This is a genomic window from Marinobacter sp. S0848L, from assembly GCF_023016065.1.
Taxonomy (GTDB): domain Bacteria; phylum Pseudomonadota; class Gammaproteobacteria; order Pseudomonadales; family Oleiphilaceae; genus Marinobacter.
Map to the genome: position 1 here is coordinate 1 of NZ_JALKAQ010000003.1, position 23,460 is coordinate 23,460.

The 23,460-nt window shown below is 54.1% G+C and carries 23 protein-coding genes; 17 read left to right on the forward strand and 6 right to left on the reverse strand.

Features of this window, described 5'->3' with window-relative positions:
- Positions 1-934: 934 nt before the first annotated feature.
- Complete coding sequence (locus MWU64_RS05090) at positions 935-1,930, reverse strand: helix-turn-helix domain-containing protein (RefSeq protein WP_247062088.1); 996 nt, start codon at positions 1,928-1,930, stop codon at positions 935-937.
- A gap of 228 nt (positions 1,931-2,158) precedes the next feature.
- Here MWU64_RS05090 and MWU64_RS05095 point away from each other — a divergent pair, with 228 nt between their 5' ends.
- The 11 genes from MWU64_RS05095 to MWU64_RS05145 all read left to right on the forward strand — a co-directional run bounded on the left by MWU64_RS05095 (position 2,159) and on the right by MWU64_RS05145 (position 12,158).
- Complete coding sequence (locus tag MWU64_RS05095) at positions 2,159-2,809, forward strand: hypothetical protein (RefSeq protein WP_247062090.1); 651 nt, start codon at positions 2,159-2,161, stop codon at positions 2,807-2,809.
- 108 nt (positions 2,810-2,917) lie between these two features.
- Entirely contained in the window at positions 2,918-3,406 is a 489-nt protein-coding gene (locus MWU64_RS05100) for a hypothetical protein (protein ID WP_247062092.1), read from the forward strand.
- Between the two features lie 72 nt (positions 3,407-3,478).
- Complete coding sequence (locus MWU64_RS05105) at positions 3,479-4,156, forward strand: class I SAM-dependent methyltransferase (protein ID WP_247062094.1); 678 nt, start codon at positions 3,479-3,481, stop codon at positions 4,154-4,156.
- Positions 4,157-4,324: 168 nt separating this feature from the next.
- Positions 4,325-4,756 (forward strand): hypothetical protein, encoded by a 432-nt coding sequence (locus MWU64_RS05110; RefSeq protein ID WP_247062096.1) that lies wholly within the window; start codon positions 4,325-4,327, stop codon positions 4,754-4,756.
- 100 nt (positions 4,757-4,856) lie between these two features.
- Positions 4,857-5,573 (forward strand): glutathione S-transferase, encoded by a 717-nt coding sequence (locus MWU64_RS05115; protein WP_281496263.1) that lies wholly within the window; start codon positions 4,857-4,859, stop codon positions 5,571-5,573.
- Positions 5,570-6,607: a nitronate monooxygenase gene (locus MWU64_RS05120; RefSeq protein WP_114335174.1), complete on the forward strand. Its 1,038-nt coding sequence runs from the start codon at positions 5,570-5,572 to the stop codon at positions 6,605-6,607. The genes MWU64_RS05115 and MWU64_RS05120 overlap by 4 nt, the downstream gene beginning before the upstream one ends.
- Positions 6,608-6,645: 38 nt before the next feature.
- Positions 6,646-6,990, forward strand: coding sequence for an SMR family transporter (locus MWU64_RS05125; RefSeq protein ID WP_133297168.1), 345 nt, complete (start codon positions 6,646-6,648; stop codon positions 6,988-6,990).
- Positions 6,991-7,173: 183 nt separating this feature from the next.
- On the forward strand, positions 7,174-7,872 hold the full coding sequence (locus tag MWU64_RS05130) for a PEP-CTERM sorting domain-containing protein (RefSeq protein WP_165823660.1): 699 nt from the start codon (positions 7,174-7,176) through the stop codon (positions 7,870-7,872).
- A 290-nt stretch (positions 7,873-8,162) separates the two neighbouring features.
- A complete protein-coding gene (ahpC, locus tag MWU64_RS05135; protein ID WP_114335180.1) occupies positions 8,163-8,726 on the forward strand; it encodes an alkyl hydroperoxide reductase subunit C in 564 nt (187 codons plus the stop codon).
- Between the two features lie 226 nt (positions 8,727-8,952).
- Positions 8,953-10,518: an alkyl hydroperoxide reductase subunit F gene (ahpF, locus tag MWU64_RS05140; RefSeq protein ID WP_247062100.1), complete on the forward strand. Its 1,566-nt coding sequence runs from the start codon at positions 8,953-8,955 to the stop codon at positions 10,516-10,518.
- 188 nt (positions 10,519-10,706) lie between these two features.
- Entirely contained in the window at positions 10,707-12,158 is a 1,452-nt protein-coding gene (locus MWU64_RS05145) for an NAD(P)/FAD-dependent oxidoreductase (RefSeq protein WP_247062102.1), read from the forward strand.
- On the opposite strand, the gene MWU64_RS05150 is transcribed toward MWU64_RS05145, so the two are convergent.
- A complete protein-coding gene (locus MWU64_RS05150) occupies positions 12,140-12,985 on the reverse strand; it encodes a TlpA disulfide reductase family protein (RefSeq protein WP_247062104.1) in 846 nt (281 codons plus the stop codon). The two genes, MWU64_RS05145 and MWU64_RS05150, sit on opposite strands and share 19 nt — an antisense overlap.
- 348 nt (positions 12,986-13,333) lie before the next feature.
- Here MWU64_RS05150 and MWU64_RS05155 point away from each other — a divergent pair, with 348 nt between their 5' ends.
- Entirely contained in the window at positions 13,334-14,647 is a 1,314-nt protein-coding gene (locus MWU64_RS05155; protein WP_114335187.1) for a DEAD/DEAH box helicase, read from the forward strand.
- An 80-nt stretch (positions 14,648-14,727) separates the two neighbouring features.
- Here the strand turns inward: MWU64_RS05155 and MWU64_RS05160 are convergent, their stop codons facing one another.
- Entirely contained in the window at positions 14,728-15,372 is a 645-nt protein-coding gene (locus tag MWU64_RS05160; RefSeq protein WP_247062106.1) for an OmpW family outer membrane protein, read from the reverse strand.
- Between the two features lie 160 nt (positions 15,373-15,532).
- Complete coding sequence (locus MWU64_RS05165) at positions 15,533-15,997, reverse strand: helix-turn-helix domain-containing protein (protein ID WP_247062108.1); 465 nt, start codon at positions 15,995-15,997, stop codon at positions 15,533-15,535.
- 90 nt (positions 15,998-16,087) lie between these two features.
- Between MWU64_RS05165 and MWU64_RS05170 the strand changes: the two genes are divergently transcribed.
- Positions 16,088-17,200, forward strand: coding sequence for an NADH:flavin oxidoreductase (locus tag MWU64_RS05170; RefSeq protein WP_114335193.1), 1,113 nt, complete (start codon positions 16,088-16,090; stop codon positions 17,198-17,200).
- Between the two features lie 78 nt (positions 17,201-17,278).
- Here MWU64_RS05170 and MWU64_RS05175 read toward each other — a convergent pair whose 3' ends face one another.
- The gene (locus MWU64_RS05175; protein WP_247062110.1) at positions 17,279-18,790 is read right to left on the reverse strand and encodes an acetyl-CoA hydrolase/transferase family protein; all 1,512 of its coding nucleotides are present in this window, start codon (positions 18,788-18,790) and stop codon (positions 17,279-17,281) included.
- Between the two features lie 298 nt (positions 18,791-19,088).
- Here MWU64_RS05175 and rluF point away from each other — a divergent pair, with 298 nt between their 5' ends.
- From rluF to MWU64_RS05190, 3 genes are all read left to right on the forward strand, one after another.
- A complete protein-coding gene (rluF, locus tag MWU64_RS05180) occupies positions 19,089-20,123 on the forward strand; it encodes a 23S rRNA pseudouridine(2604) synthase RluF (RefSeq protein ID WP_247062112.1) in 1,035 nt (344 codons plus the stop codon).
- Between the two features lie 96 nt (positions 20,124-20,219).
- Positions 20,220-20,852 carry a MarC family protein gene (locus MWU64_RS05185; protein WP_114335199.1) on the forward strand — a complete coding sequence of 211 codons (633 nt, stop codon included), beginning with the start codon at positions 20,220-20,222 and terminating at the stop codon, positions 20,850-20,852.
- Positions 20,853-20,887: 35 nt separating this feature from the next.
- Positions 20,888-21,463 (forward strand): gamma-glutamylcyclotransferase, encoded by a 576-nt coding sequence (locus tag MWU64_RS05190; protein ID WP_114335201.1) that lies wholly within the window; start codon positions 20,888-20,890, stop codon positions 21,461-21,463.
- Here the strand turns inward: MWU64_RS05190 and MWU64_RS05195 are convergent.
- A complete protein-coding gene (locus tag MWU64_RS05195; RefSeq protein WP_247062114.1) occupies positions 21,409-22,371 on the reverse strand; it encodes a DMT family transporter in 963 nt (320 codons plus the stop codon). The two genes, MWU64_RS05190 and MWU64_RS05195, sit on opposite strands and share 55 nt — an antisense overlap.
- 134 nt (positions 22,372-22,505) lie before the next feature.
- On the opposite strand from MWU64_RS05195, the gene MWU64_RS05200 reads away from it, so the two are divergent.
- Entirely contained in the window at positions 22,506-23,453 is a 948-nt protein-coding gene (locus MWU64_RS05200; RefSeq protein WP_247062117.1) for a LysR substrate-binding domain-containing protein, read from the forward strand.
- Positions 23,454-23,460: the final 7 nt, after the last annotated feature.

A 23,460-nucleotide genomic window follows, 5' to 3' on the forward strand; every position in this document is an offset into this window, starting at 1 on the left:
CCAATATGGGGCTCGGAGGAATTACTCCTCAACAGAAGTTGGCCATGATGGCCTGAGGTCTACTTTTGAACCCCCTTAAAAATGGGGGGATTACCCAACCATTGACCCCCCGATTCCAGCCGAGAGGAATGAAGTCTTTTTGGAGGCGCTGAATCTTTCAAACACTGATCTAGCGCCAGGGCTTCCGTTACAGGTCGTTTCAACGGGACTTCCTTACCTAATCGTACCTATAGCTTCCAACCTTGAACGCGCTCGGATAGTTGTTTCTGACTTTGAGGCTTTGCTAGCGACAGTGGGTGCCAAATTTGTCTACGTTTTGGAAGTAAATGAACTCGAAGGACGCACCTGGGAAAATGATGGAAGTGTCGAAGATATCGCAACTGGCAGCGCAGCAGGACCTGCAGCGGTCTATTTGGTTACACATGGGCGCGCACCCGTAAGTGATACCCTTGTTTTGGCACAGGGACGATTTCTTCATAGGCCAAGCGAGCTTTATGCGACTGTTCAGGCAGGCTCTGAGCTAAACGTAACCATAAGGGGCAAAGTCTGCTTGGTTGGTGATGGAACGCTGCGACTTCCTAACCAATAGTTCCAGTACGTTCCGGGCCTGAAGGCCCTCCACCGGACAGCCTTGTCGCCGCTTTGCTCTGCCAAGGCTGCCGCTGAACAACGGCGTTATGTTTCTCTCAGAGCAGGCTCGAGCCCAAGGTGCTCAACAAAAGGAACAAAGTCGCGGTCCAAAAACAGTAAAGGTATCTCCATCTCTATGCAGAAGGGTGCGATGATCACATCAGCAGTTTTTCTAATCGTGATGCCCCTTTTTCGAAGCGCTCGGTAGTTGTCGGCGCATTTGGCTGCCATGTCTTTGCCAAACATCTCATGCTGCTCAAGCGACAACTACGCTGACACATAGGGTTAGGCTAAAAGCTTAACTTTAATTATTGCGTCTTTGTTGTTGATAGCTGGAAGGTGTCATTTTTATTTTCTGCTTAAAGAGACGACGAAATACGCTATCGTCCGTATAACCCAGAGAAAGGGCGATTTCCTTTACGGACGTATTGGTGGTTGCTAACAATGTGCAAGCATGGCTTATTCTAACCCCGTCAATAAAGGCTTTGGGGGTTTCTCCGGTTAACTCTTTTAACTTACGATTTAGCGTACGTTCAGAAACAGCCATTATTTTTGCCAAATCACCAGCGCTCATGGTTTGGTAGTGTGCTTTACGAATGGTATATTCCGCTTTTGCTAGGAATGGATTGTTTGAAGCCTGATACCCCTCCGGCACATACAGGTTTTGAGATTTTGGTATCGCATCAACGACAGAAAAATCAGCCACAACCTTCGCCGTTTCAATACCAGCAAGCTTTTTCACTATATGCAATGCAATGGTGACCCAGGAAAGTGGGCCACCAGCAGAGATGATACCGTTATCATCAATTAATTCACTTGCCCATACCGCATTCGCCTTTGGGAATCGTTGCTTTAATTCATCATGTAACCACCACGTGGTAGTGCATTTTCGGTTATTAAGTAAGCCCGCCTCTCCAAGTGCAAATACACCGCTACAAGAGCCACACATGAGCGCTCCTTTTTTATATTGTGTAGCCAACCATGAGGAGGTAAGCTTATCTGTAGTCGTTTTGGGTGGGTGTCCTTGACCATTTGGAATAAACCCCGGTACCAACACTGCATCGCAATGCTCAATTGAAGCAAAATTAGAGTCGACCTCAAAAATACGCCCATGCCCGTCAGTTATCGGCTGCCCATCATGATTCGCCAAAATCACGTTTGGGTGCCACTCCACCTTCGAAAGCGCTCCATCTCCAGACTTCTGCACAAAATGCAAACCACTTAATGCAAAGATATCAACCATGCCCATAAGCCCTGATGGCAAGGCGTTATTCACTGAAAGAATCACAATTGTCGTCATCCATACACTCCAAACAAATAATGGCAGATATTGCATGAATGTTGTCTTTTCTGCCACTACTGGTCAAGCTGCGCCAATCCCTACAATGGCACCTCGATTTCAGCATAAGGGGAATTTATGAAAATTTTCAATCCTATGCGTAAAGCAAATATTTATCTAACTGTATTTCTATTCATGTTAATGAATGCGTCTATATCACGCTCAGAAGTACCAAAACAGGAGACTATCATGAAAGAAGCAAGCTATATTCCATTTGAGGCCAAGTCTGGACAAGACAAAGAGCTAACTGCTTTTCTAAAGGAAGGCGCAACACTAGTCGCGCAAACTGAACCCAATACATTGTATTGGTATGCGCTTAAAAAAAACGATGGCAGTTTCGGAATTTTTGATTTTTTTCCAAACGAAGCGGGCCGGTCAGAGCACTTTGCAGGGAAAGTAGCAGCCGCATTAAATGCCAATGCAGATACGCTCGTAGAGCATGGTTGGGATAAGGGAGTTGTTGCTAATATTTCTAACTTTAGCGTTTTATCCTATAAAAAACCTGACACAGACTTAGAAAATGCAACAAGCGCAACTTATATATTGTTAAAAGCCCAACCAGGAAAAGAGCAAGAATTACAGCAGCTATTAATCGGAGCCGCATCTGTTGTCGCAGAAACTGAACCAAAAACGCTGTTATGGACATCACTTAAATTAGATGGCAACACTTTTGGTATTTTTGATACCTTTGCCGATGAGCGTGGAAGAGAAGATCACTTTGCCGGGAAAGTTGCTGCTGCCCTCAAGGCCCAAGCGGATGATCTTGTCGTTGGCGGCTGGGATAACGGTGTTCTAAACAACATTCATAATTTTGAGATTATTGCAGAAGCTGGCAAATAATTTTGGTCTTCTAGCTTGTTTGCTCACAATTAGCCTAACAAAGTGTTAACTGACCCAGCTACGCTGGGTCAGTTAACACGGCGTTAAAACTAAAAACCAGGAGGTTACATGCAACGGATAGCATCACGAATTGTTTGGCAGTTTAGTCTGCTCTTTTTACTCCTGCTTCCCAGCTTTGTTCTTGCCGGAACTCCGGCCCCTGAAGACTATCTCGCCGGTAAATCGTTGGTGTTGGAGATTCGGTATTGTGAGTGCCAAGCGACCAAATCTGAAAGCGCACCTTCTGAGCTTTTGCCCAGTTTTCTGAAAGAATCGCGTCTTTTAAAGGTTGGCGTATCGAGCGAGGATAAAGGCTTTGTTTCTTCGCATGGGTTGTCCATAGGGTATGAGGTAAAGCCAGTTTCTGGCTCATCCGATCAATCTCAATTCAGCTATTCTGGCAATTACACTACAAGCAATGGGAGCAGTGCTGGCAACGGGGAGTTGCTGCTAGTTCAAGGACAGTGGCTCACTCTTTTCGGTTCGCAGCATGAGAGCGAGACGGGATCGCAACACAGCAATGTCGCAGTGCGGCTGGCTAAGCCCGGTGGCTCCTGAGGCCAGGTTTCAACCAGACTTCAAGTTCGTTCCCGCAAAGCCAAGCGCCATACAGACTAAGGAGAGTCAGGATTGGAGTTAACCAGCGTAGTCCCTTGGGGCCGGTCTTTTGATGAATATCAGGCGATGTTTGGATTATCCGAGGGTGACCTGAGCAAGCGTATCCTTGGTTGTGGTGATGGCCCGGCGAGCTTCAATGTAGAGGCAACAGACCGTGGGTGTCAGGTCACGTCGTGTGATCCCGTATACCAGTTTCAGGCTGACGAAATACGCCGCCGGATTGACGAGGTGTACCCGCAAATAATAGCGAAAATGCGGCAGGGCGCAGGCAACTATATTTGGGAATCACTGAGTAGCGTCGAGCAGCTTGGCGAAGTCCGGATGAAGGCCATGTCGAGGTTCCTGTCCGACTTTGAGGCGGGTTGCTCGCAAAGGCGGTATGTATCAGCATCGTTGCCTTCGCTGCCATTTTCCGACTCCGAATTCGATTTAGCACTCTGCTCCCACTATCTTTTTCTCTACAGTGACCATGTAGATGGCGCGGCTCACTTAGAATCAATGCGGGAGCTATGCAGAGTTGCGTCTGAAGTTCGCGTCTTTCCTGTTGTATCGCTGGATGGGGCGGTCTCGAAGCATTTGGATCAGGTCATGACGGCATTATCCGCGAACGGTGTTGATGTCTCGTTGCAGCCTGTTAGCTACCGGTTCCAAAAAGGTGCTACCGAGATGTTGGTGGCGAAGTGTGTATAACCATGCCAGTCACCGCGGTGCGGCTGACGAAACCCGATGGTTCTGTCGAATAATAATTGTCATTATATCGTCGAGTCTGAATCTTTTTCCGCACGGTATACGTAGGTGTAGATAACCCATCCTAAATTGGTCAGAACGGTGGGTAACATTGACATCTAGGAGAAAACAATGAAAAAACATCTTAAAAGCACTGTACTAATGTCCGCGCTGGTTTCAGGTGCCCTGTTAACCGGGTTCGCGCAGGCGGGGATGGATATGCAGGCGAAAGTCTGGGCAGAGAACCAAGCCGTATCGGATGGCACCGTCACCGCTAAAAAAGTCAACGCCGAAGCAAACGGCTGGTTGGTCGTGCATCGCACGGGTGAAGCGATGAAACCCGGCCCGGTGGTTGGCTACGCGCCTTTGAAGAAAGGCACAAACATGGACGTAACTGCGATTTTACAGGAAGACGTTAAATCAGGCGACATGTTGATGTTAATGGTGCATTCGGAAGACGGCGGCATGAAACCCGGCATCTTCGAATACACCCTAGGGGCGAAAGAAGACGGCCCGATCAAGAAAGATGGCAAGTTGGTGATGAAAGTCGTTACTGCGAAGTAAGCCACCTTATCCGGCCCGGCGATTGCCTCATAGTGATTTCTGAGTAACGCCGGGCAATTTTCTGATCAGCCATATCGAACAAGTTCGCTCGCTCTATATAATGGTCGTTACATGCAATTTGTTTAGGCAGCCCGTTATTACCACTTCATTTCACCGACTGTACTCGTTCCGCCGTTGTCCCTACGCCATGCGCGCCCGCCTTGGTCTGGTGTTTGCCGGGCTGCAGGTCGAACTGCGGGAAATCGTTCTGAAACACAAACCCGCGCAAATGCTGGCCATCAGCCCAAAAGGCACGGTGCCTGTGCTGGAATTGGTTGAGGAGGGCGGCAGCCAGCGCCGGGTGATTGAGGAAAGCCGGGACATTCTTGAATGGGCGCTGCAGCAGAGCGATCCTCAGGGACTGCTCAACACCGATCTGGCGAAGGCGAGCGCCCTGATTGAGCGCAACGACAACGAGTTCAAGCACTGGCTGGATCGCTATAAATACGCCGACCGGCACCCTGAACGAAGCCAATTGGAGTACCGCCAAGAGGGTGAGGTGTTTTTGCAGGCGTTGGAGGCTTTGCTGGGCCAGAATACGTTTCTGCTGGGAGAACGCATCAGCCTGGCGGATATTGCCGTGATGCCCTTCGTACGCCAGTTTGCCCATGTAGACCGAGAGGTGTTCTACAGCCTGCCTTACCCCAAGCTTCAGAAGTGGCTGCGCGCTTGGCTGGATCACCCGGTGTTTAAGCAGGTCATGGTTAAATATCAACCGTGGCAAGAAGGCGATGACGTTGTGATTTTTCCATCCCCAACTGAAAGAGGCGCTTTATGAGCATTCAGGAACTGCTGGGTATCGAACTTCCCATTATCCAGGCGCCGATGGCGGGCGTGCAGGGCAGTGAGCTTGCGATTGCGGTATCCGAGGCCGGGGGTTTGGGGTCGCTTCCGTGTGGAATGCTCGGTATAGAGGCCATGCGTAAGGAGTTGGCTGCGATCAAGGCCAGGACGAACCGGCCCTTCAATGTGAATTTCTTCTGCCATACCCAGCCCGAACCCGATGCGGAACAGGACGCAAAATGGAAAGCCGCGCTGTCGCCCTATTATCGGGAGTTTGGTATCGATGAAAACAACGTTGCCACCGGGGCGGGCCGTTTGCCCTTTGGCGCGGAAGCCGCCGATGTGCTGGCGGAGTTTGAGCCGGCCGTTGTCAGCTTTCATTACGGCCTGCCGGAGCAGGATTTACTGGATCGTGTGCGCGCATGGGGCGCAAAAATTCTGTCGACGGCAACCACTGTAGAAGAGGCCCGTTGGCTGGAAGCTCAAGGTGTCGACGCCATTATTGCGCAGGGTTTGGAGGCCGGCGGGCATCGCGGAATTTTTCTGTCGGAAGATCTCAACAGCCAGCTCGGAACCTTTGCGCTTGTGCCTCAGATTGTCCAAGCCGTGAACGTGCCGGTGATTGCGGCCGGTGGGATTGCCGATGCTAACGGGGTAGCGGCTGCCATGACCCTGGGGGCAGCGGGTGTGCAGGCGGGAACCGCTTATCTGCTGTGCCCAGAAGCCAACACAAGCGCGCTGCACCGGGCAGCCATCAAAAGCGATGCCGCCGCGGTTACGGCGTTAACTAACGTGTTCTCCGGTCGACCGGCCCGGGGTATTGTAAATCGCATTATGCGGGAGCTGGGGCCTATCAGTCCGGCAGCGCCAGCATTCCCGTTGGCGTCGGCGGCTTTGGCGCCTTTACGCGCTGCGGCGGAACAGGCCAATTGTGGCGAGTTTTCGCCGTTGTGGGCCGGCCAGAACGTTCGTGGCTGCACGGAAATTCCCGCCGCGGATCTTACTCGCGCTCTGGCAAAAGGCGCATAGAATCCGCATGATGACGCCAGCCGACACCTGAGCCCAGTATGAAAGGTTTAACTATGAGTTACGTGTATCTGGCCCTTGCCATTATTGCCGAAGTTGCGGGCACTGCCGCCCTGAAATCCTCCGAGGGTTTCACCAATTTGGGGCCCAGCATCATTGTGGTGTTGGGCTACTGCATGGCGTTCTATTTCCTGTCGTTGGTGCTGAACGAGATTCCGGTTGGCGTGGCCTATGCCATTTGGGCAGGTGCCGGTGTGGTGCTGATTTCGTTGGTGGGGGCTGCGATGTTCGGCCAAAAGCTGGATTTGCCTGCCATTGTCGGTATGGCGCTGATTGTGAGCGGGATTGTGGTGATGAATGTGTTTTCGTCGTCGGTTCAGCATTGAGCATCAGCGGCATGATGCGGGGCCGATTTGGTGGCGGAATCTTTTACACATGTCTTCCTGAAGCGACCCGTCTGAGTGCGTTGTCTGTAAAAATCTGTTTGAAAAATGGTCATATTTTCCGTTCTGGTTCAGCTATTGCTTTTGAGTAATAGAGAACTCAGAAAGGGAATAAAGGAATACGCCATGAATAAAACAACAGGTTTTCTCGTCACGGCTGCACTATCCGGAGCCCTCTTCACAGGTGGTGCTTTAGCTGGCCCAACCATCGATCTGGACTACACCGGCGCTACACACGGTTATAAGTCCGGCACGTTGAGCAACACGGCAACCTCCAAGAATTACAATGTTTATGCAGGCATGTTTGCCTTCAACACCAGCAATCCGGTGGGTGCGTCTCCGATCACTTGGTCGAGCAAGCTGGATGCTTTTTGTATTGAACTGGACACCTATCTGGATAAAACCAATACCACCTACGAGCTGAAAACCGCTACCAGCCACTTTGGTAATGCCGGGCTGGTTTCGTCGATCACCAAGCTCTATACCGGGTATGAGAGCAGTGTGTCGAATGCGAAAACGTCTGCTGCGTTCCAGTTGGCTCTTTGGGAGCTGATTAACGAGACCGATTCATCGTATGGCATGACCACCGGAACCTTCACATCAAGCAAATATAGTGGAGCTCGGGGAATTGCGGATGGTTGGTTGTCAGGCTTGAGTTCGCAGAGCGAAGGCTTTGATATGTATGTGCTGACCTCAGCGAAGTCACAGGACCTTCTGGTGTTTACCCCACGTCCTCCGGTTAGTGTGCCAGAGCCCGCGTCACTGGCTTTGTTAGGTCTTGGCCTGGTTGCGTTGGGGCTTCGTCGCCGGAGTGCCCGGAGTTAAAAACGCGTAGCCAATGCGTTATTTTGATTAATGGAGTGTCTGCGACGCTCCATTTTTTATGCACAAAACAGATTTGAACGACCCTGCCAAGCGCGTCTAGTGGTTACAATCCCTATTGCTAATATTTGCCAAGCTCCTACCATAGATTATCGCGCTGACGTTGCACCAAGGTATAGGGTAAACCTATCCTGATCTTTTGAATAATCAATTTTACTAAAAGTGTCTCGTTGCTTAATCTAGGCACCGTAGATTCATAAACACGCACGTGTACCAACAGGAGAAATTCTGAGATGGGAATTATTAACAGCGAAATCAAACCGTTTAACGCAACTGCCTTCAAACAGGGCGAGTTTGTAGAGATCTCTGAAGCAGACGTGAAAGGCAAGTGGGCGATTTTCTTCTTCTACCCAGCCGACTTCACTTTCGTTTGCCCGACTGAGCTGGGCGACGTTGCAGATCACTACGAAGAGCTGCAGAAGATGGGTGTTGAAGTATTCTCCGTGTCTACCGACACGCACTTCACCCACAAAGCATGGCACGACAGCTCTGAAACCATCGGTAAGATCAACTACTACATGGTTGGCGACCAGAACGGCAGCATCACCAACAACTTCGGTGTCATGCGTGAAGGCCAAGGCCTTGCTGACCGCGCTACCTTCCTGATCGATCCGGATGGCATCATCCAGGCGATGGAAATCACTGCTGAAGGTATCGGCCGTGACGCAGACGACCTGATGCGCAAAGTGAAAGCCGCTCAGTACGTTCGCAACAATCCAGGCGAAGTTTGCCCGGCTAAGTGGAAAGAAGGTGAAGCTACTCTGGCTCCGTCTTTGGATCTGGTTGGCAAGATCTAAGTTTTGCCTTAACGGTAAAGCGAATGAAAGGCCCGCCATGCGGGCCTTTTTTTTGGGATGTTGGCAGGGATTGGCCGAAACATAAGGATAGAGATTCACTATCAAATGCTTTTGACTAATTAATTTGAGCTTTTGATAGTAAATCTTTATCTTAGAGACATATTCAGTTTGCGACCTTTAATTACGCAGACATCTGATTTCACCTGAGTTGAGGGGATGAGCCACTATGTTAGACGCCAATATCAAGCAACAGTTGAACGCATACATGGACAAGCTGCAACAGCCGATTGAGCTGGTCGCAGCGTACGACGACAGCGACAAGTCCAAAGAGCTGAAAGAGCTGCTGGAAGAATTGGCCGGCATGTCAGACAAAATCAGCCTTCGGGATGAAGAGTCTGCGGATGTGCGCCGCCCGTCGTTCTCGATCAATCGAGTGGGTACGGATGTCGGTGTCAGTTTTGCTGGTATCCCGATGGGACACGAGTTCACCTCGTTGGTGCTGGCGCTGTTGCAGGTGGGCGGTCACCCGTCCAAAGCGTCTCAGGATTTGATTGAACAGATTCAGGAACTGGACGGTGAGTTCGAGTTTGAAACCTACTTCTCGCTGTCGTGCCAGAACTGTCCGGACGTGGTGCAGGCGCTGAACCTGATCAGTGTGCTGAACCCGAGCATTAAGCACACGTCCATTGACGGCGCTCTGTTCCAAGAAGAAGTTGAGCAGCGTGAAGTGATGGCGGTACCCAGCGTATACCTGAACGGCCAGTCCTGGGGCCAGGGCCGGATGACCTTGGAAGAAATCGTTGCCAAACTGGACACCAACGCCGGTGCGAAAGAAGCCGAAAGACTGAACCAGAAAGACGCGTTTGACGTGCTGGTCATTGGCGGTGGCCCGGCAGGTTCGGCCGCAGCGATCTACGCCGCCCGTAAAGGCATTTCCACCGGTTTGGCCGCCGAGCGTTTTGGTGGACAGGTGGGCGACACCATGTCGATCGAGAACCTGATTTCTGTACCTTACACCGAAGGTCCGAAACTGGTGTCTGCCATGGAACAGCACGTGAATGAATACGACGTGGACGTGATGAACCTGCAGCGTGCCGAAAAGTTGATCCCGGCTGAAACTAAGGGCGGTTTGCACGAAGTACGTTTGGCGAACGGCGCATCGTTGAAATCCAGAACGGTGATCCTGTCTACCGGTGCCCGCTGGCGCCAGATGGGTGTTCCGGGTGAAGAAGAGTACCGTAACAAAGGTGTGGCCTACTGCCCGCACTGCGACGGCCCGCTGTTTAAAGGTAAGCGCGTAGCGGTGATCGGTGGTGGTAACTCCGGTGTGGAAGCGGCTATCGACTTGGCCGGTATTGTTGGCCACGTTACCTTGATCGAGTTCGGCGATCAGATGCGTGCAGACGAAGTGCTGCAGAAGAAACTGCGCAGTCTGAAGAATGTGGACATCATCACGTCTGGCCAGACCACTGAAATCGTGGGTGAAAACGGCAAGGTCAGCGGCCTGAACTATAAAGACCGCACCACCGGTGAAGAGCGCCATGTGGAACTGGAAGGTGTGTTTGTTCAGATCGGGCTGGTGCCGAACACCGAGTGGCTGAAAGGCGACATCGAGTTGAGCCAGCATGGTGAAGTGGTGATCAACGAGCGCAACGAAACCTCGATTCCGGGCGTGTTCGCGGCTGGCGATGCCACCACAGTGCCGTACAAGCAGATTGTGATATCTATGGGCGAAGGCTCAAAGGCATCCCTCAGTGCCTTCGACTTCTTGATCCGCAACTCTGCAGAGTAAGTTTACGCAAGTCTGACAGCCTCAGGCTGACCCCTGAAACCGGTACCCGCTGGATGCGGCTACCGGTTTTTTTGCATAAATGACCGGATTTACCGCCCGAAACGTGATTCAGGCCAATCGAAGCTGGGACTGAAACACGTAGTGTTGGTGATGCTCAAACAATAATGATTAAAGAGGGAGCAACTGGCATGGGTAATCGGCATTACGATGTGTTGATCATCGGAGCAGGCGTTTCGGGAATTGGTATGGCCTGTCACCTCAAAAGATCGTGCCCCGGCAAGCGGTTTGCCATTCTGGAGCGCCGCCAGTCCCTCGGCGGGACTTGGGATTTGTTTCGCTATCCCGGTATCCGCTCCGATTCCGATATGTTCACTTTCGGCTACAAGTTCCAGCCTTGGTCCGGCGGTAAGGTGCTGGCAGACGGTGCTTCAATCAAGCAGTACCTGAGCAAGACGGCTCAAGAAAAAGGGGTTGATAAGCACATCCATTATGGTTTGGCGGTGAAGGAGGCGAACTGGTCCAGCGAGGACAAATGCTGGAAACTGATCGCCGAGAATGCCGAAACAGGTGAGCTCGAAACCTGGACCGCCAACTTCCTGGTGGGTTGTACCGGTTACTATGACTACGATCAGGGTTATAAGCCTGATTTTCCGGGCGAGGCCGATTTCAAGGGCCAGATTGTGCACCCTCAGCATTGGCCCGAGCATCTGGATTACACCGGCAAGAGGGTGGTGGTGATTGGCAGCGGCGCAACCGCCATTACATTGGTGCCAACCATGGCGGAAGACGCCGGGCATGTGACCATGCTGCAGCGTTCGCCGTCCTATCTGATGCCGCTTCCCTCGACGGACAAAATCACCTTGGCGATGCAAAAAGTGCTGCCCGCCAAGCTGTCGTACAAGCTGACTCGCTCTCGCAATATCTTCATTTCGCGCCAGTTGTACAAACGCTCGCGCAAGAACCCGAAGGCCATGCGCCGGTTTTTTCTCTGGATCGTCAAACGCCAGTTGAATGGTAAAGCCGACATGCGTCACTTCACGCCGGACTACAATCCCTGGGACCAACGCCTGTGTGTGGTGAAAGACGGAGATCTGTTCAAAGCCATCAAAACGGGTGCCGCATCGATCAAAACCGACCATATAGACCGCTTCACAGAAACCGGTATCCGGTTGAAATCCGGCGAAGAATTGGCGGCAGACATCGTCATCCCGGCAACCGGGCTGAGCTTGCAAATGCTGGGTGGCATAAAGCCTACCGTGGATGAGGAGGAAGTGAAGCTCAACGAAAAAGTGCTCTACAAGAGCGTGATGGTGGAAGGCGTGCCCAATGCCGGCATGATTTTCGGTTACACCAACAACCCCTGGACCCTGAAAGTCGATATCGCCAGTGAGTATCTGTGCCGGTTGTTGAATCACATGGACAACAACGGCTATCAAGTGGCTGTGCCACGGGACCACGAGAACAGTCGCAGCGAGGACACGGTTATGGGCTCGCTGGAATCAGGCTATATTCGGCGGGCGGAAGACAGCCTGCCCCGCCAGGGCACCCATGGGCCCTGGATAGCGGTACAGGATTACCAACGGGATATCGAGGTGCTGTGTAAACAAGCCGTTGAAGACGGCTACCTGGAATTTGCCTGATCAGCCCCAACCAGCCCCGTGCTTTCAAAGCGCTCAAGGCTGCGCGCTAAGCTGGCGTGGGACAGTTCGCCTAAATGCGTGTCTACCAGATTGCCTTCAGCGCTGTAGAACAGGGTTGTGGGCAAGCCGTAGCTGCCCACAACCCGGCCAAATTGGCCTTGGCGATCACTGAGCACATGGCTGAGGTTCAGGTTTTGTTCCATCAGGAACTTGCGAATGGTTTCCGGATGCTCGCCCTGATTGGCAAACACGAAGTTGATGTCCGGGTAGCGTTGTTGGGCTTGCTCCAGCACCGGCATTTCACGAATACAGGGTGGGCACCAGGTGGCCCACAGGTTCACTACGGTGGGGCGGTTACCGGCAATGGCTTCCAGATTGACCGGCTCCTCGTTTAGGTTCGTCAGCGCCACCTCCGGTAAGCCTTGGGTTTGCTGATTGATCAGGCCAATCACTCCGCTGGTAAAGCCCCAGGTGATGAGCCCTGCGGCTACGGCAGAGCCAAGCGCACGGCGAATGGCTGCACGTTTCCACATCAGATAGGCAGTAAAAAGTAGTGCCGCAATCAGGCCGGTGGCCATATCAAAACCGCCATCGCGGATATCGATGATGCCCCATAAATCGTTCTGGTAGTGCTCGAAGTAACGCACCACAAAGCCAATCCGAGCCGTGACCATGGCCACCAGAAAAATATCCGCCAAGGTACCGGCCACCGGAGTTTTCCGTTTGCGGCCGGTCAGAGCGCCGACGATCAGGGCGACCACAAAGGCCAGCACCAGAAGTAGATGCCCAATCGAGAGGCTCAGTGGGCCGATACCTACGCTGATCATGACGTCTCCTGTTTCCATAGAATAAATAATCGCTTACAAGCGGGTACTGACCCCAAGACCCGGCGTGAGTTCCATTTTGCGAAGTAAATCGTACGGTAGCTAACAATAAACACTTATGGCTATTTCGAAAGTGCTCTGTTACCGTGCACGCATCCTGCCTCTAGGGATTCCGCAGTTTTCGGCTTTTAAGCCGCTTTGCGAACACTCCATACGACCTGTCAGAGGACGTCACCCCATTATCGGCGCGTGACCGTAGTCGTCTTTTATTCCATGAGCTTTCATGGCATCTGCCCGCATTCGCCGACGACGGTGTTCGTGGAGGCAGAATCAATCAAGAGTACATCGTTTATGAGTTTTTCTTCCCTCGGTTTGTCCGAGCAGCTGGTCCGTGCCACTTCCGATCAGGGTTACGATACCCCGTCCCCCATTCAGCTACAGGCGATTCCTGCGGTTCTGTCGGGTAAAGACGTAATGGCGGCGGCCCAGACCGGTACCGGTAAAACGGCCGGCTTTACGTTGCCTTTGCTGCAGCGCTTGTCGGAAAAGCCGCGTGCTGGCAAAGGCCCGCGCGCGCTGATTCTGACGCCTACCCGGGAGCTGGCCGCGCAGGTTCACGACAGCGTGAATCTTTACAGCCGATACGTGCCGACCAAAGCCGCCGTGGTGTTTGGTGGTGTGAAAATCAATCCGCAGATGATGAAGCTGCGCAAAGGTCTGGACGTTCTGGTGGCGACACCGGGCCGTTTGATGGACCTGTACCAGCAGAACGCGGTGCGCTTCAACGAAGTGGAAATTCTGGTGCTGGACGAAGCCGACCGCATGCTGGACATGGGCTTTATCCGCGACATTCGCAAGATCCTTGCCCTGTTGCCGGCCAAGCGTCAGAACTTGTTGTTCTCCGCTACCTTCTCCAATGAAATCCGTGGCTTGGCCCAAGGCCTGCTGGATAACCCGGTGCAGGTTGAAGTGGCCGCACGCAACACCTCTGCCGAAACCATCAAGCAGTCGGTTTACCCGGTCGATCAGAGCCAGAAAACGGCGCTGTTGAGCAAACTGGTGCGTGATAACAGCTGGGATCAGGTACTGGTTTTCACCCGCACCAAGCACGGTGCCAACCGTCTGACCCAGAAGCTGGAGCGTGACGGTATCACCGCCGCCGCGATTCATGGCAACAAGTCACAAGGTGCCCGTACCCGTGCGCTGGCGGATTTCAAAGCCGGCGAAGTGCGTGTACTGGTGGCAACCGATATTGCTGCCCGTGGCCTGGACATCAAACAGCTGCCGCAAGTGGTGAACTTCGAGCTGCCGAACGTACCGGAAGACTACGTGCACCGTATCGGCCGTACCGGTCGTGCCGGCGAGAAAGGCCATGCCTTGTCATTGGTCAGTGCCGACGAAGGCAAACTGCTGGCGGGTATCGAGCGGCTGATCAAAAAGCAGTTGCCGCGTAAGGAAATCGAGGGCTTTGAGCCGAAGAACAACCTGCCGCTGAAGCCGAAAGCCAAAGCGGACCCGAGCAAAGCCCGTAACCGTCGCCCGCAGGGTGGCAATGGCAAGAGCTTCGGGCCTAAGCCTGCTGGCCGCAGTGGTGGCCGCGGTCGTCAAGGTCAGGGTGAAGGGCAAGGCCGTAGTGGTCGCCCGGCTCAGCGCCGTAGCGCGTAAGCCAAACCGGTTTTCCGGGCATTAAAAAAGCGGGGCTGAAAAGTCCCGCTTTTTTGTTTGCTCTGAAAACGTAGAAGCAATCAGAACTTGTAGGTGAAGCCGACCATGTAAACCATGGGGTCGATTTCTACATCGAGCTTTTCGGTCACGCCTTTGATTTCTGCTTCAGTATCAATATCTGCCCACCAGATAGCGGCGTTCAGCCCGAACTGTTCGTTTAGCATGTAGTCCACGCCCACTTCTGCTGCCACACCTACACTGTCATCCAGTTCCAGGTCGCCCAGAGCAGACTTCTCTTCGAAGAAAGTGGTGTAGTTAACGCCAATGCCCACATACGGTTGCACGTTCTCGGTACTGTTCATCGGGTAGTACTGAAGCGTAATGGTGGGTGGCAGGTGTTTGGTTTCGCCGATATCGGCACCATCAAGCGCACCACCTTTGCCCGAAATGTTGTGCTTGAACGGGGTGGCGGCCAGTACACCAAGACCCACGTTTGGAGTGAACATGTAGGTGCCGCGGATACCCAGCTGTGTATTGGTGTCTACGGCAACTTCAGAGCCGGTAGCCGCGCCGCCGGACAGCAAAACCTGATCGCTGGAATCATCCGGTGCCACATGGATAGCACCTGCCCGAACAATAAAATCACCCGCTTCGAAGGCCTGGGCGGCCGGTGCTGCGGCCAGTACGGCTGCTGCCAGAACGCTGAGTTTGAAACTACGAGACATATCCATCTCCAGAATTGCGCCATTAATTGATGGCTCCAATTTACCGGTGATGGCTTGTGTGTTTTTGATTTAGCGCAAAAAACGCAAGGCAAGGGAAACGAGAGGGTCGAGATATTGATATAGCTCAAAAAGCCACACGGCATGTGGCTTTCCACACTGTTCAGCCCGCGTCTTTTGCGGCTTTCAAGTCGTCGGCGACTAACACGTCGCGAATGGTTAAGGGTTCGCCGTCGCTGTTGCGAACGGTAACGGGCTGGATGGGCTGGCCGGTTGCGCGGTCGCGCAGGTCCAGTTGCTTGCCATCGGGCGCGGGGTTCCATTTGTCACCCCACTGGCGCAGGGCAACCACCACCGGAAACAAGTCCCGGCCTTTTTCGGTGAGGCGGTATTCAAAGCGAGAGCCGTGCTCGCCGGCTTCCACTTTGCGCAACACTTCGTTGTCCACCAGTTTGCTCAGGCGGTCGCACAGGATGTTTTTGGCAATACCCAACTGTTGCTGAAAATCCACGAACCGGCGCGTGCCGTACATAGCGTGAAGCACAATCAGCAGGGACCACCAGTCGCCCACTTCATTGAGTGCGCGGGCAACGGAGCAATTCGAGTCATCAAAACGTTTTCTGGCCATGTAGGTGAGTGTACCGAATAGGGTTGCATTATGAAACCAACTTTAATAGGGTTGCGTTAAGAAACCAAATTAACAAGGTTGCACCGAATTATGAGCATGAATCTAGGCCCGATGTTTGAACCGTTTGAACTCCACAACCTCAAGCTGCGCAACCGCGTAGCCATGGCGCCGATGACCCGTAATTTCTCCCCCAAGGGCGTACCGGGTGAGAACGTGGTGGATTATTACCGTCGCCGTGCGGAAGCCGGGGTTGGCCTGATCATCACCGAAGGCACCACTGTGAACCATGCCGGCGCTAACGGTTACCCGAATGTACCGGCTTTTCATGGTGAAGAAGCCCTGGCCGGTTGGAAGAAGGTGGTGGATGCCGTGCACGAAGCCGGTGGCGCGATTTTTCCGCAGCTGTGGCATGTAGGCGCGGTTCGTCAAGAAGGTACCGAGCCGGATCCGTCCGAACCGGGTTACAGCCCGTCAGGTTTGTTTGCGCCGGGTAAGCCCAACGGCAAAGCCATGAGCAAAGAAGACATCCAGGACGTGATCAAAGCGTTCGGTGATGCCGCTCAGGACGCCAAGGCGCTGGGTTTCGACGGCGTGGAAATCCACGGTGCCCACGGTTACCTGCTGGACCAGTTCCTGTGGGAAGGCACCAACCAGCGTGACGACGAGTATGGCGGCAGCATGGAAAACCGTCTGCGCTTTGTGGTGGAAATCGTGGAAGAAGTTCGCCACCGCGTGGGCCCGGAATACCCGATCATGCTGCGTTTCTCCCAGTGGAAACAGCAGGACTATGAAGCCCGCCTGGTAAACAGCCCGGAGCAGCTAGAGCAGTTCCTGAAGCCGCTGGTGGAAGCCGGTGTGGATATCTTCCACGCCTCCACGCGCCGCTTCTGGGAGCCTGAATTTGAAGGTTCCGACCTGAACCTTGCTGGCTGGACCCAAAAGCTGACTGGCATCCCGACTATGTCGGTGGGCAGTGTTGGTCTGACTGAAGATTTCATCAGCGGCACCTTCGCCAGCAAGAAAGAAGCGGTTGAGCAGTCGGGTATCGATGAGCTGGTTGAGCGTTTGACTAACCACGAATTCGAATTGATCGCGGTAGGCCGTGCACTGCTGCAAGATCCTGAGTGGCTGGTGAAAGTGAAAGAAGGCCGCTTGAATGAAGTGGATGCCTTTGCCAAGAAGTCACTGGCCAAGCTTTACTGATCGCCCCTTCGATTCTGCGATCCCTTTTAGCCGCGCGCCCTCGGGCCCGCGGCTTTTTTTGTGCGTTTGTCTGCCTGCTTACATTTGCCCGCAGGCTTCGTACCGGTGGTGCCAGCTCAAAGCTTCGTCCAGCAGATGCGGGGTGTGCATGCCTCGTTTGCTGTTGCAGGCGCGCTCGAAGTAGTCACGCAGCTGGGGCCGGAAATCCGGATGGGCGCAGTTTTCGATGATGTTCAACGCCCGCTGGCGGGGTGGCAGGCCGCGCAAATCAGCGAGGCCCTGTTCGGTAACCACAATCTGGACATCGTGCTCGGTGTGATCCACGTGTGACACCATGGGCACAATGGTGGAAATGGTGCCGCCCTTGGCGGTTGAAGGCGTCATGAATACCGACAGGTAGCCGTTGCGGGCAAAGTCACCGGAGCCGCCAATGCCGTTCATGATGCGGGATGCCATCACGTGGGTGGAGTTTACGTTGCCGTAGATGTCGGCTTCGATCATGCCGTTTAGCGCGATCACACCCAGGCGACGAATCACTTCCGGGTGGTTGCTGATCTCCTGTGAACGCAGGACGATGCGGTCGCGGTAAAAATCGATGTTGTTGGCCAGCTCTTCGTTGGCTTCCGGGCTGAGAGAGAAAGCGGTAGCAGAGGCTTTCGCCAGCTTGCCGGATTTCAGCATGGCCAGCATGCCGTCCTGCAGCACTTCGGTGAATGCGGTCATGTTATTGAATGGGCCTTCGTTCAAGCCGGCCATCACCGCATTGGCGATGTTCCCAACACCGGATTGCAACGGCAGCAATTCCGGCGGCAGGCGTTTGGCTTCCACTTCGCGGTTGAAGAAGTCCAGCAGGTGGTAGGCAATGCGCTGGGAGTTTTCGTCCGGCGGGCTGAACCGGGAATTGCGGTCGGGTGCGTTGGTTTCCACCACGGCGATGATCTTTTCAGGTGGGCACATCAGGTACTTTTCGCCAAAACGCTCTTCAGGGCGGGTCAGCGGAATCGGCTTTCGGCGGGGTGGCAGGGCGGTTCCGTAGTAGATGTCGTGCATGCCTTCGAGCCCGGCACTCTGGCCGTGATTCACTTCCAGAATGACTTTATCCGCCTGGTCAATCCAGGTTTTGTTGTTGCCCACAGACGAAGACGGAATCAGCCGCCCGTCTTCGGTGACGCCGACCACCTCGATGACGGCGATGTCCAGCTTGCCGTAAAAGCCGGACCAGGCATGTTGGGCAACATGAGACAGGTGAATGTCCATGTATTCCATGTGGCCATCATTGATTTTCTGGCGGCACAAAGGATCGCTCTGGTAGGGCAGGCGCATTTGAATTCCGTTGACCTCGGCCAGCGCACCGTCCAGCTCTGGCGCGGTGGAGGCGCCGGTCCACACGCTGATGCGGAAGTTTTCGTCCCGTGCCTGCGCCGCCCGAATGTGTTCCGCCAAAGCTCCGGGTACTGCTTTCGGGTAGCCGGCGCCAGTAAAGCCGCTCATGCCGACATTAACGCCGGAGGGGATCAAAGCAGCGGCATCTCTGGCGCTCATGATGCGCTGACGGAGTTTCGGGCAACGAATTCGGGATTCGGTGGACATGATCGACCTCACGTTTAGGGCAACGGCTCGGCAGGGGCGAGCGGGAAAATACGCTGACAATTAGCGAGCTACAAAAAAGCGCTCTATTCTAGCAGCGAATTATGAAGATTTTGTGAAAAATATTAGTGAAATTGCGTAATCATTTGGTCTAACTATGGTGTTTGTTCTATATCTATTCGCCGCTGTCTCCGGACGAACTGCCTTGGGCGGTTGCCGTGCCCGCATCTCGATGGGATGATGCCCTCTGTGCCGAGCGCACCTTTCATATCGATTTCACTACCATCTCCCGCAGGACACCATGGCCACCAAAACATCCACCCGTTTGAACAAATACATCAGCGAAAGCGGGATGTGCTCCCGGCGGGATGCGGATCGCTACATTGAGCAAGGCAACGTCCACATCAACGGGCGCCGTGCACAAGTGGGTGATCAGGTGATGCCGGGCGATACCGTGAAGGTTAATGGCCGGGTGGTGGAGCCGCGGGACGAAGACGATCTGATTTTTATCGCGCTGAACAAACCCGTGGGTGTGGTGAGCACGACCGACAGCGCAGAACGCGACAACATTGTCCGCTTTGTGGGCCACAGCGAGCGGATCTTCCCGATTGGCCGGCTGGATAAAGATTCTCAAGGTCTGATTTTTCTGACCAGCAACGGCGATCTGGTCAACAAGATTCTGCGCGCGGGTAATAACCATTCCAAGGAATACATCGTCACGGTGGATAAACCGGTGACGAAAGAATTTGTCAAAGGCATGAGCAGTGGTGTGCCGATTCTCGGCACCGTCACCAAGCCTTGCCCGGTTGAGCAAATCTCTCGCTTTGTTTTCCGTATCACCTTGGTGCAAGGGTTAAACCGGCAGATTCGCCGCATGGCGGAGCACTTCGGTTATGAAGTGACCCGCTTGGAGCGGGTGCGGATCATGAACGTGAACCTCAGTGGTTTGCCGGTGGGAGCATGGCGGGATTTGACCGAGAAAGAGCTCACCACGTTGTTGGATGCCGTGCGGGATTCTTCGTCGGAAGCGACCGAGCCCGCATCGAGCAAACCCAAGAAGAAGCCTGCCCGTTCGGGAGCTGGCGGAAAACCGCCGCGTCCGGGTGCCAAGCCCGGAGGGCGACCGGCCGCTGGCCGGGGTGGGAAGGGCGCGGGTGGTGCGCCCGGAAAAGGTTCTGGAAAGGGCCGAGGTAAAGGTCCGGGGCCGGGTAAGCGGCCCGGAAGACCCGGTGGCAAGCCGGGAGATGGCCCAAAAGGGGGCGGGCGTAATCCTGCGGGCCCAAAGGGGCGGCCAGCAAAACCCAAGAAACCGCGCAAGCCGTCCATCAAGCGTTAAGTGCCTGATGGGCGGGAAATAGGTTCACTTCCTTACGGCAGAATTCGGAGCTAAGCGCTATCCTTACCGGAACAATTCTCTGCCGGATTTCCTTGGATGCTCGAAACGCTTTTCTCCACCTACCTCAGCAGTACCATCCGCTTTTGGTTCCTGATTGCACCCTTCTTCGTGGTGACTATGTTTCTGGCGCTGACCCGGGGGTTACCCGCGTCGGAGAAAGCGTCGATCATTCGTCGCGCCTGTATTTCAGCACTGATTCTGGGCCTTATTTTGTTCTTTGCCGGGCCGCTGCTGTTTAACGCCATTGGCATTACTCTGAACTCGTTCCGCATTGGCGCGGGTGCTTTGCTGTTCCTGACCGCCATCAGTTTGGTCACCAGCGGTACGCGGAATCACGCGACCAGCCTGCCAGACGAAGATCGTGAAGACGTTGCGGTGGTCCCGCTGGCAATTCCGGTGATGATCGGCCCGGCGACCATCGGTGCGATTCTGGTTTACGGTGCCGAACTCAAAGAGGTACCGGAAGTGGTCGGTGGCCTGCTGGGGCTTGTGACCAGCCTGTTCTTTCTGGGCGTATTGCTGCGGCTGTCGAGCTATCTGGAGAAGGCGCTGGGGAAAACCGGCCTGAACATCATGTCGAAAATCAGTGGTTTGATCTTGTCGGCGATGGCCGCTGAAATCGTGCTGACCGGTATTGCCGGTTTTATTGCCAGCACCCAGGTTGCCTGAGACACTGCGTTGGATGTTAAGACACGAGGATAAGCATGGCCGCCAATACCATTGACCACAATCGTACCCGCCAGAATTTCGAGGGCATCGATTCGGTGTGGTTGTTTGGTTATGGGTCTTTGATTTACAAGGTCGATTTTCCCTTTCTGGAGCAAAAGCCTGCCACCATTCGAGGTTGGGCGCGCCGGTTCTGGCAAGGTTCTCACGATCATCGAGGTACGCCGGAAGCCCCGGGCCGGGTAGTCACCTTGATCGAGCAGCCCGGAGCGGTCTGCAAGGGCATGGCGTTTCGGGTAGCACCGAGCGTGTTTGAACATCTGGATGTGCGGGAAAAGAACGGCTATCTGCGGTTCAGCACCACCATGACCTTCGACGACGGTGGGCAAGCGGAAGGCTTGGTGTACATCGCAACAGAAGATAATGAAGCGTTTCTGGGCGAAGCCCCGCCCGCGGATATTGCCCGGCAGATTGCGCAAGCATTGGGGCCCAGTGGCCCCAACACTGATTACTTGCTTAGGCTGGCCGAATCACTCCGCGAGCTGGGTGACCAGTGCGATCATACGTTTGCGATTGAATCCTGCTTGAAAGAGCAGCTCTCCTCAGAACGCTGAGGCGCTTGGTCGCTAACCGAACACTCGCGATCTCGCGGCGCGGGGTTAAAGCCCCGAGCCGGTGAACGCTTACGGTTGCGCAGGCCGATCAGCACCAACGGCACAATGATCATCAAGCTGCCGACAATGAACCACGCGTCGGGGACTTCGCCAAACCATATCCAGCCAATCGCAACCGCCCAGATCAGGCCGGTGTATTCGGCACTGGTTACCTGATTGGCATCCACCTGATGGTAGGCCAGCAACACCGCGATGTTGTAGCCCAGAATAAAGAATGCCGAACCGGCGGCACTGATCAACATTTCCGGGTGCCATTCGGCGCCTTCCCAAAGTGCCAGAGCTCCGGCCGCTGGGATGATCAGCAGGTAGTTCAAAAACAGCTTGTGCACCGTGCTTTGTTCCTGGGGCAGCTTGCGCACCAGCACAGCGTTGATGGCCAGCGTCAAAGCCGACACCAGTGCCGCAATGGCGGCCCAGTTGAATTCCACCGGCCGCAAGATAACGATGATGCCGACAAACCCGCTGACCACGGCGGCCATGCTCAAGCGCGTGAGCTTTTCACTGAACAAGATCGCAGACAACGCCATCACCATGATCGGCGCGGCATAAAACAACGCGTTCGCGGTGGCCAGAGGCAGGTTGGTCAAGGCGATGACCATCACCAGGATACCGGCCAGATGCACGTGCGCCCGGAGCGCGTGTATGCCGAAACCGCTGAACAGATGATCACGGTTCAGTTTGCCAATCAGCGGTAACAAGAACACCAGGGTGATCACGATGCGCAAAAACGCGAACTGAAACGGGGATCCGCCTGGCTCCAATGTTTTGATAAAAATATCGGAGAGGATCGCCATAGCGTTGCCGATGACCAGTAACAAGATAGCGCTATTAACGGTTTTGCCTGACATTCAATCCCCCCTTTTTTACCCGTTGAATTGTGATGATGAGGCGAATGCCTCGGTGAACTGTGAACACAAGTCTATCTGTGATTTACTATCCGATAAAATGATGATTATTTAGCCACTATTAGAAATTTAGATAGATGAGACTACCTCCCCTAAGAGCCTTACCGGTGTTTGAAGCGGTTGCCCGGCTGACCAGTTTTTCCGCGGCTGCCGAGGAGTTGTCGATCACCCAAAGTGCCGTCAGCCACCAGATCAAACAGCTGGAAACCTATCTCGGTGAACCGTTGTTCTGGCGTTCCGGGCGGGTGGTAACGTTGACGGACGAAGGCCGTCAGTATTTTGATGCCATTGGTTCGGCGTTGCTGCAGATCGAGCGGGCCAGTGAGCAGTTGTTGGGCCATGAAGAATCGAGGTTGCGGTTGTCGGTGTTCAGCTCCTTCGCGGTGCGCTGGTTGGTGCCGCGCTTGCCGGATTTGCAGCGATTGCACCCACAGATCGATTTGGCGCTGGAAATGAGCAGCCAGAACCCGGTTTTGTCGGATCGGGTCGCCGATTGTTTCATCACCATTTACACCTCGGCGCCGGCCTACAGTTACGAGCATCTGTACACAGAGCGCCTGTTCCCGGTGTGCAGTCAGGATTATTGGCAGCGGATACGGCGTGAAATGGGCTGGGACACAGAGCCCGATGCCCGGAGTGAGTTGGTTATTTCGCCGGAGCAAATTGCTCAATTTCCTTTGTTATCGACGCACAGCATTTTCAACAGACCGGCCGGCGATTGGGCCGCGTGGTTTCGCGCGGTGGATCAATCTCTGCCCGGGGGCACCCGGGTTCAGCACTTCAGCCATATGTTGTTGGCCTTGGAAGCGGCACGTTTTAATCAGGGCATTGCCCTGACCAACGATTACATGCTCAGTACCCGGAAAGACTCGGAAGACTTCGTGCGGCTGCCGGCCCATGCGGTGGTGACCGGTGATAAATTCTACTTTGCCTGGAAGACGAGTCGTCGGCGGGAGCGGGGGATTCAAACGCTACGGCGTTGGCTGGTTGATGAGGCGATTCGGGGAGGGCTGAGGGGCGAGTGAACGCCCC

Coding starts and splice junctions, on each gene's coding strand:
- MWU64_RS05195 (WP_247062114.1), bottom strand. CDS start 22,371: ATGTCAGGCAAAACCGTTAATAGCGCTATCTTGTTACTGGTCATCGGC.
- MWU64_RS05200 (WP_247062117.1), top strand. CDS start 22,506: ATGAGACTACCTCCCCTAAGAGCCTTACCGGTGTTTGAAGCGGTTGCC.
- MWU64_RS05090 (WP_247062088.1), bottom strand. CDS start 1,930: ATGACGACAATTGTGATTCTTTCAGTGAATAACGCCTTGCCATCAGGG.
- MWU64_RS05100 (WP_247062092.1), top strand. CDS start 2,918: ATGCAACGGATAGCATCACGAATTGTTTGGCAGTTTAGTCTGCTCTTT.
- MWU64_RS05160 (WP_247062106.1), bottom strand. CDS start 15,372: ATGTCTCGTAGTTTCAAACTCAGCGTTCTGGCAGCAGCCGTACTGGCC.
- MWU64_RS05120 (WP_114335174.1), top strand. CDS start 5,570: ATGAGCATTCAGGAACTGCTGGGTATCGAACTTCCCATTATCCAGGCG.
- MWU64_RS05145 (WP_247062102.1), top strand. CDS start 10,707: ATGGGTAATCGGCATTACGATGTGTTGATCATCGGAGCAGGCGTTTCG.
- MWU64_RS05125 (WP_133297168.1), top strand. CDS start 6,646: ATGAAAGGTTTAACTATGAGTTACGTGTATCTGGCCCTTGCCATTATT.
- ahpC (WP_114335180.1), top strand. CDS start 8,163: ATGGGAATTATTAACAGCGAAATCAAACCGTTTAACGCAACTGCCTTC.
- ahpF (WP_247062100.1), top strand. CDS start 8,953: ATGTTAGACGCCAATATCAAGCAACAGTTGAACGCATACATGGACAAG.
- MWU64_RS05130 (WP_165823660.1), top strand. CDS start 7,174: ATGAATAAAACAACAGGTTTTCTCGTCACGGCTGCACTATCCGGAGCC.
- MWU64_RS05185 (WP_114335199.1), top strand. CDS start 20,220: ATGCTCGAAACGCTTTTCTCCACCTACCTCAGCAGTACCATCCGCTTT.
- MWU64_RS05095 (WP_247062090.1), top strand. CDS start 2,159: ATGAAAGAAGCAAGCTATATTCCATTTGAGGCCAAGTCTGGACAAGAC.
- MWU64_RS05190 (WP_114335201.1), top strand. CDS start 20,888: ATGGCCGCCAATACCATTGACCACAATCGTACCCGCCAGAATTTCGAG.
- MWU64_RS05155 (WP_114335187.1), top strand. CDS start 13,334: ATGAGTTTTTCTTCCCTCGGTTTGTCCGAGCAGCTGGTCCGTGCCACT.
- rluF (WP_247062112.1), top strand. CDS start 19,089: ATGGCCACCAAAACATCCACCCGTTTGAACAAATACATCAGCGAAAGC.
- MWU64_RS05165 (WP_247062108.1), bottom strand. CDS start 15,997: ATGGCCAGAAAACGTTTTGATGACTCGAATTGCTCCGTTGCCCGCGCA.
- MWU64_RS05110 (WP_247062096.1), top strand. CDS start 4,325: ATGAAAAAACATCTTAAAAGCACTGTACTAATGTCCGCGCTGGTTTCA.
- MWU64_RS05170 (WP_114335193.1), top strand. CDS start 16,088: ATGAGCATGAATCTAGGCCCGATGTTTGAACCGTTTGAACTCCACAAC.
- MWU64_RS05175 (WP_247062110.1), bottom strand. CDS start 18,790: ATGTCCACCGAATCCCGAATTCGTTGCCCGAAACTCCGTCAGCGCATC.
- MWU64_RS05115 (WP_281496263.1), top strand. CDS start 4,857: ATGGTCGTTACATGCAATTTGTTTAGGCAGCCCGTTATTACCACTTCA.
- MWU64_RS05150 (WP_247062104.1), bottom strand. CDS start 12,985: ATGATCAGCGTAGGTATCGGCCCACTGAGCCTCTCGATTGGGCATCTA.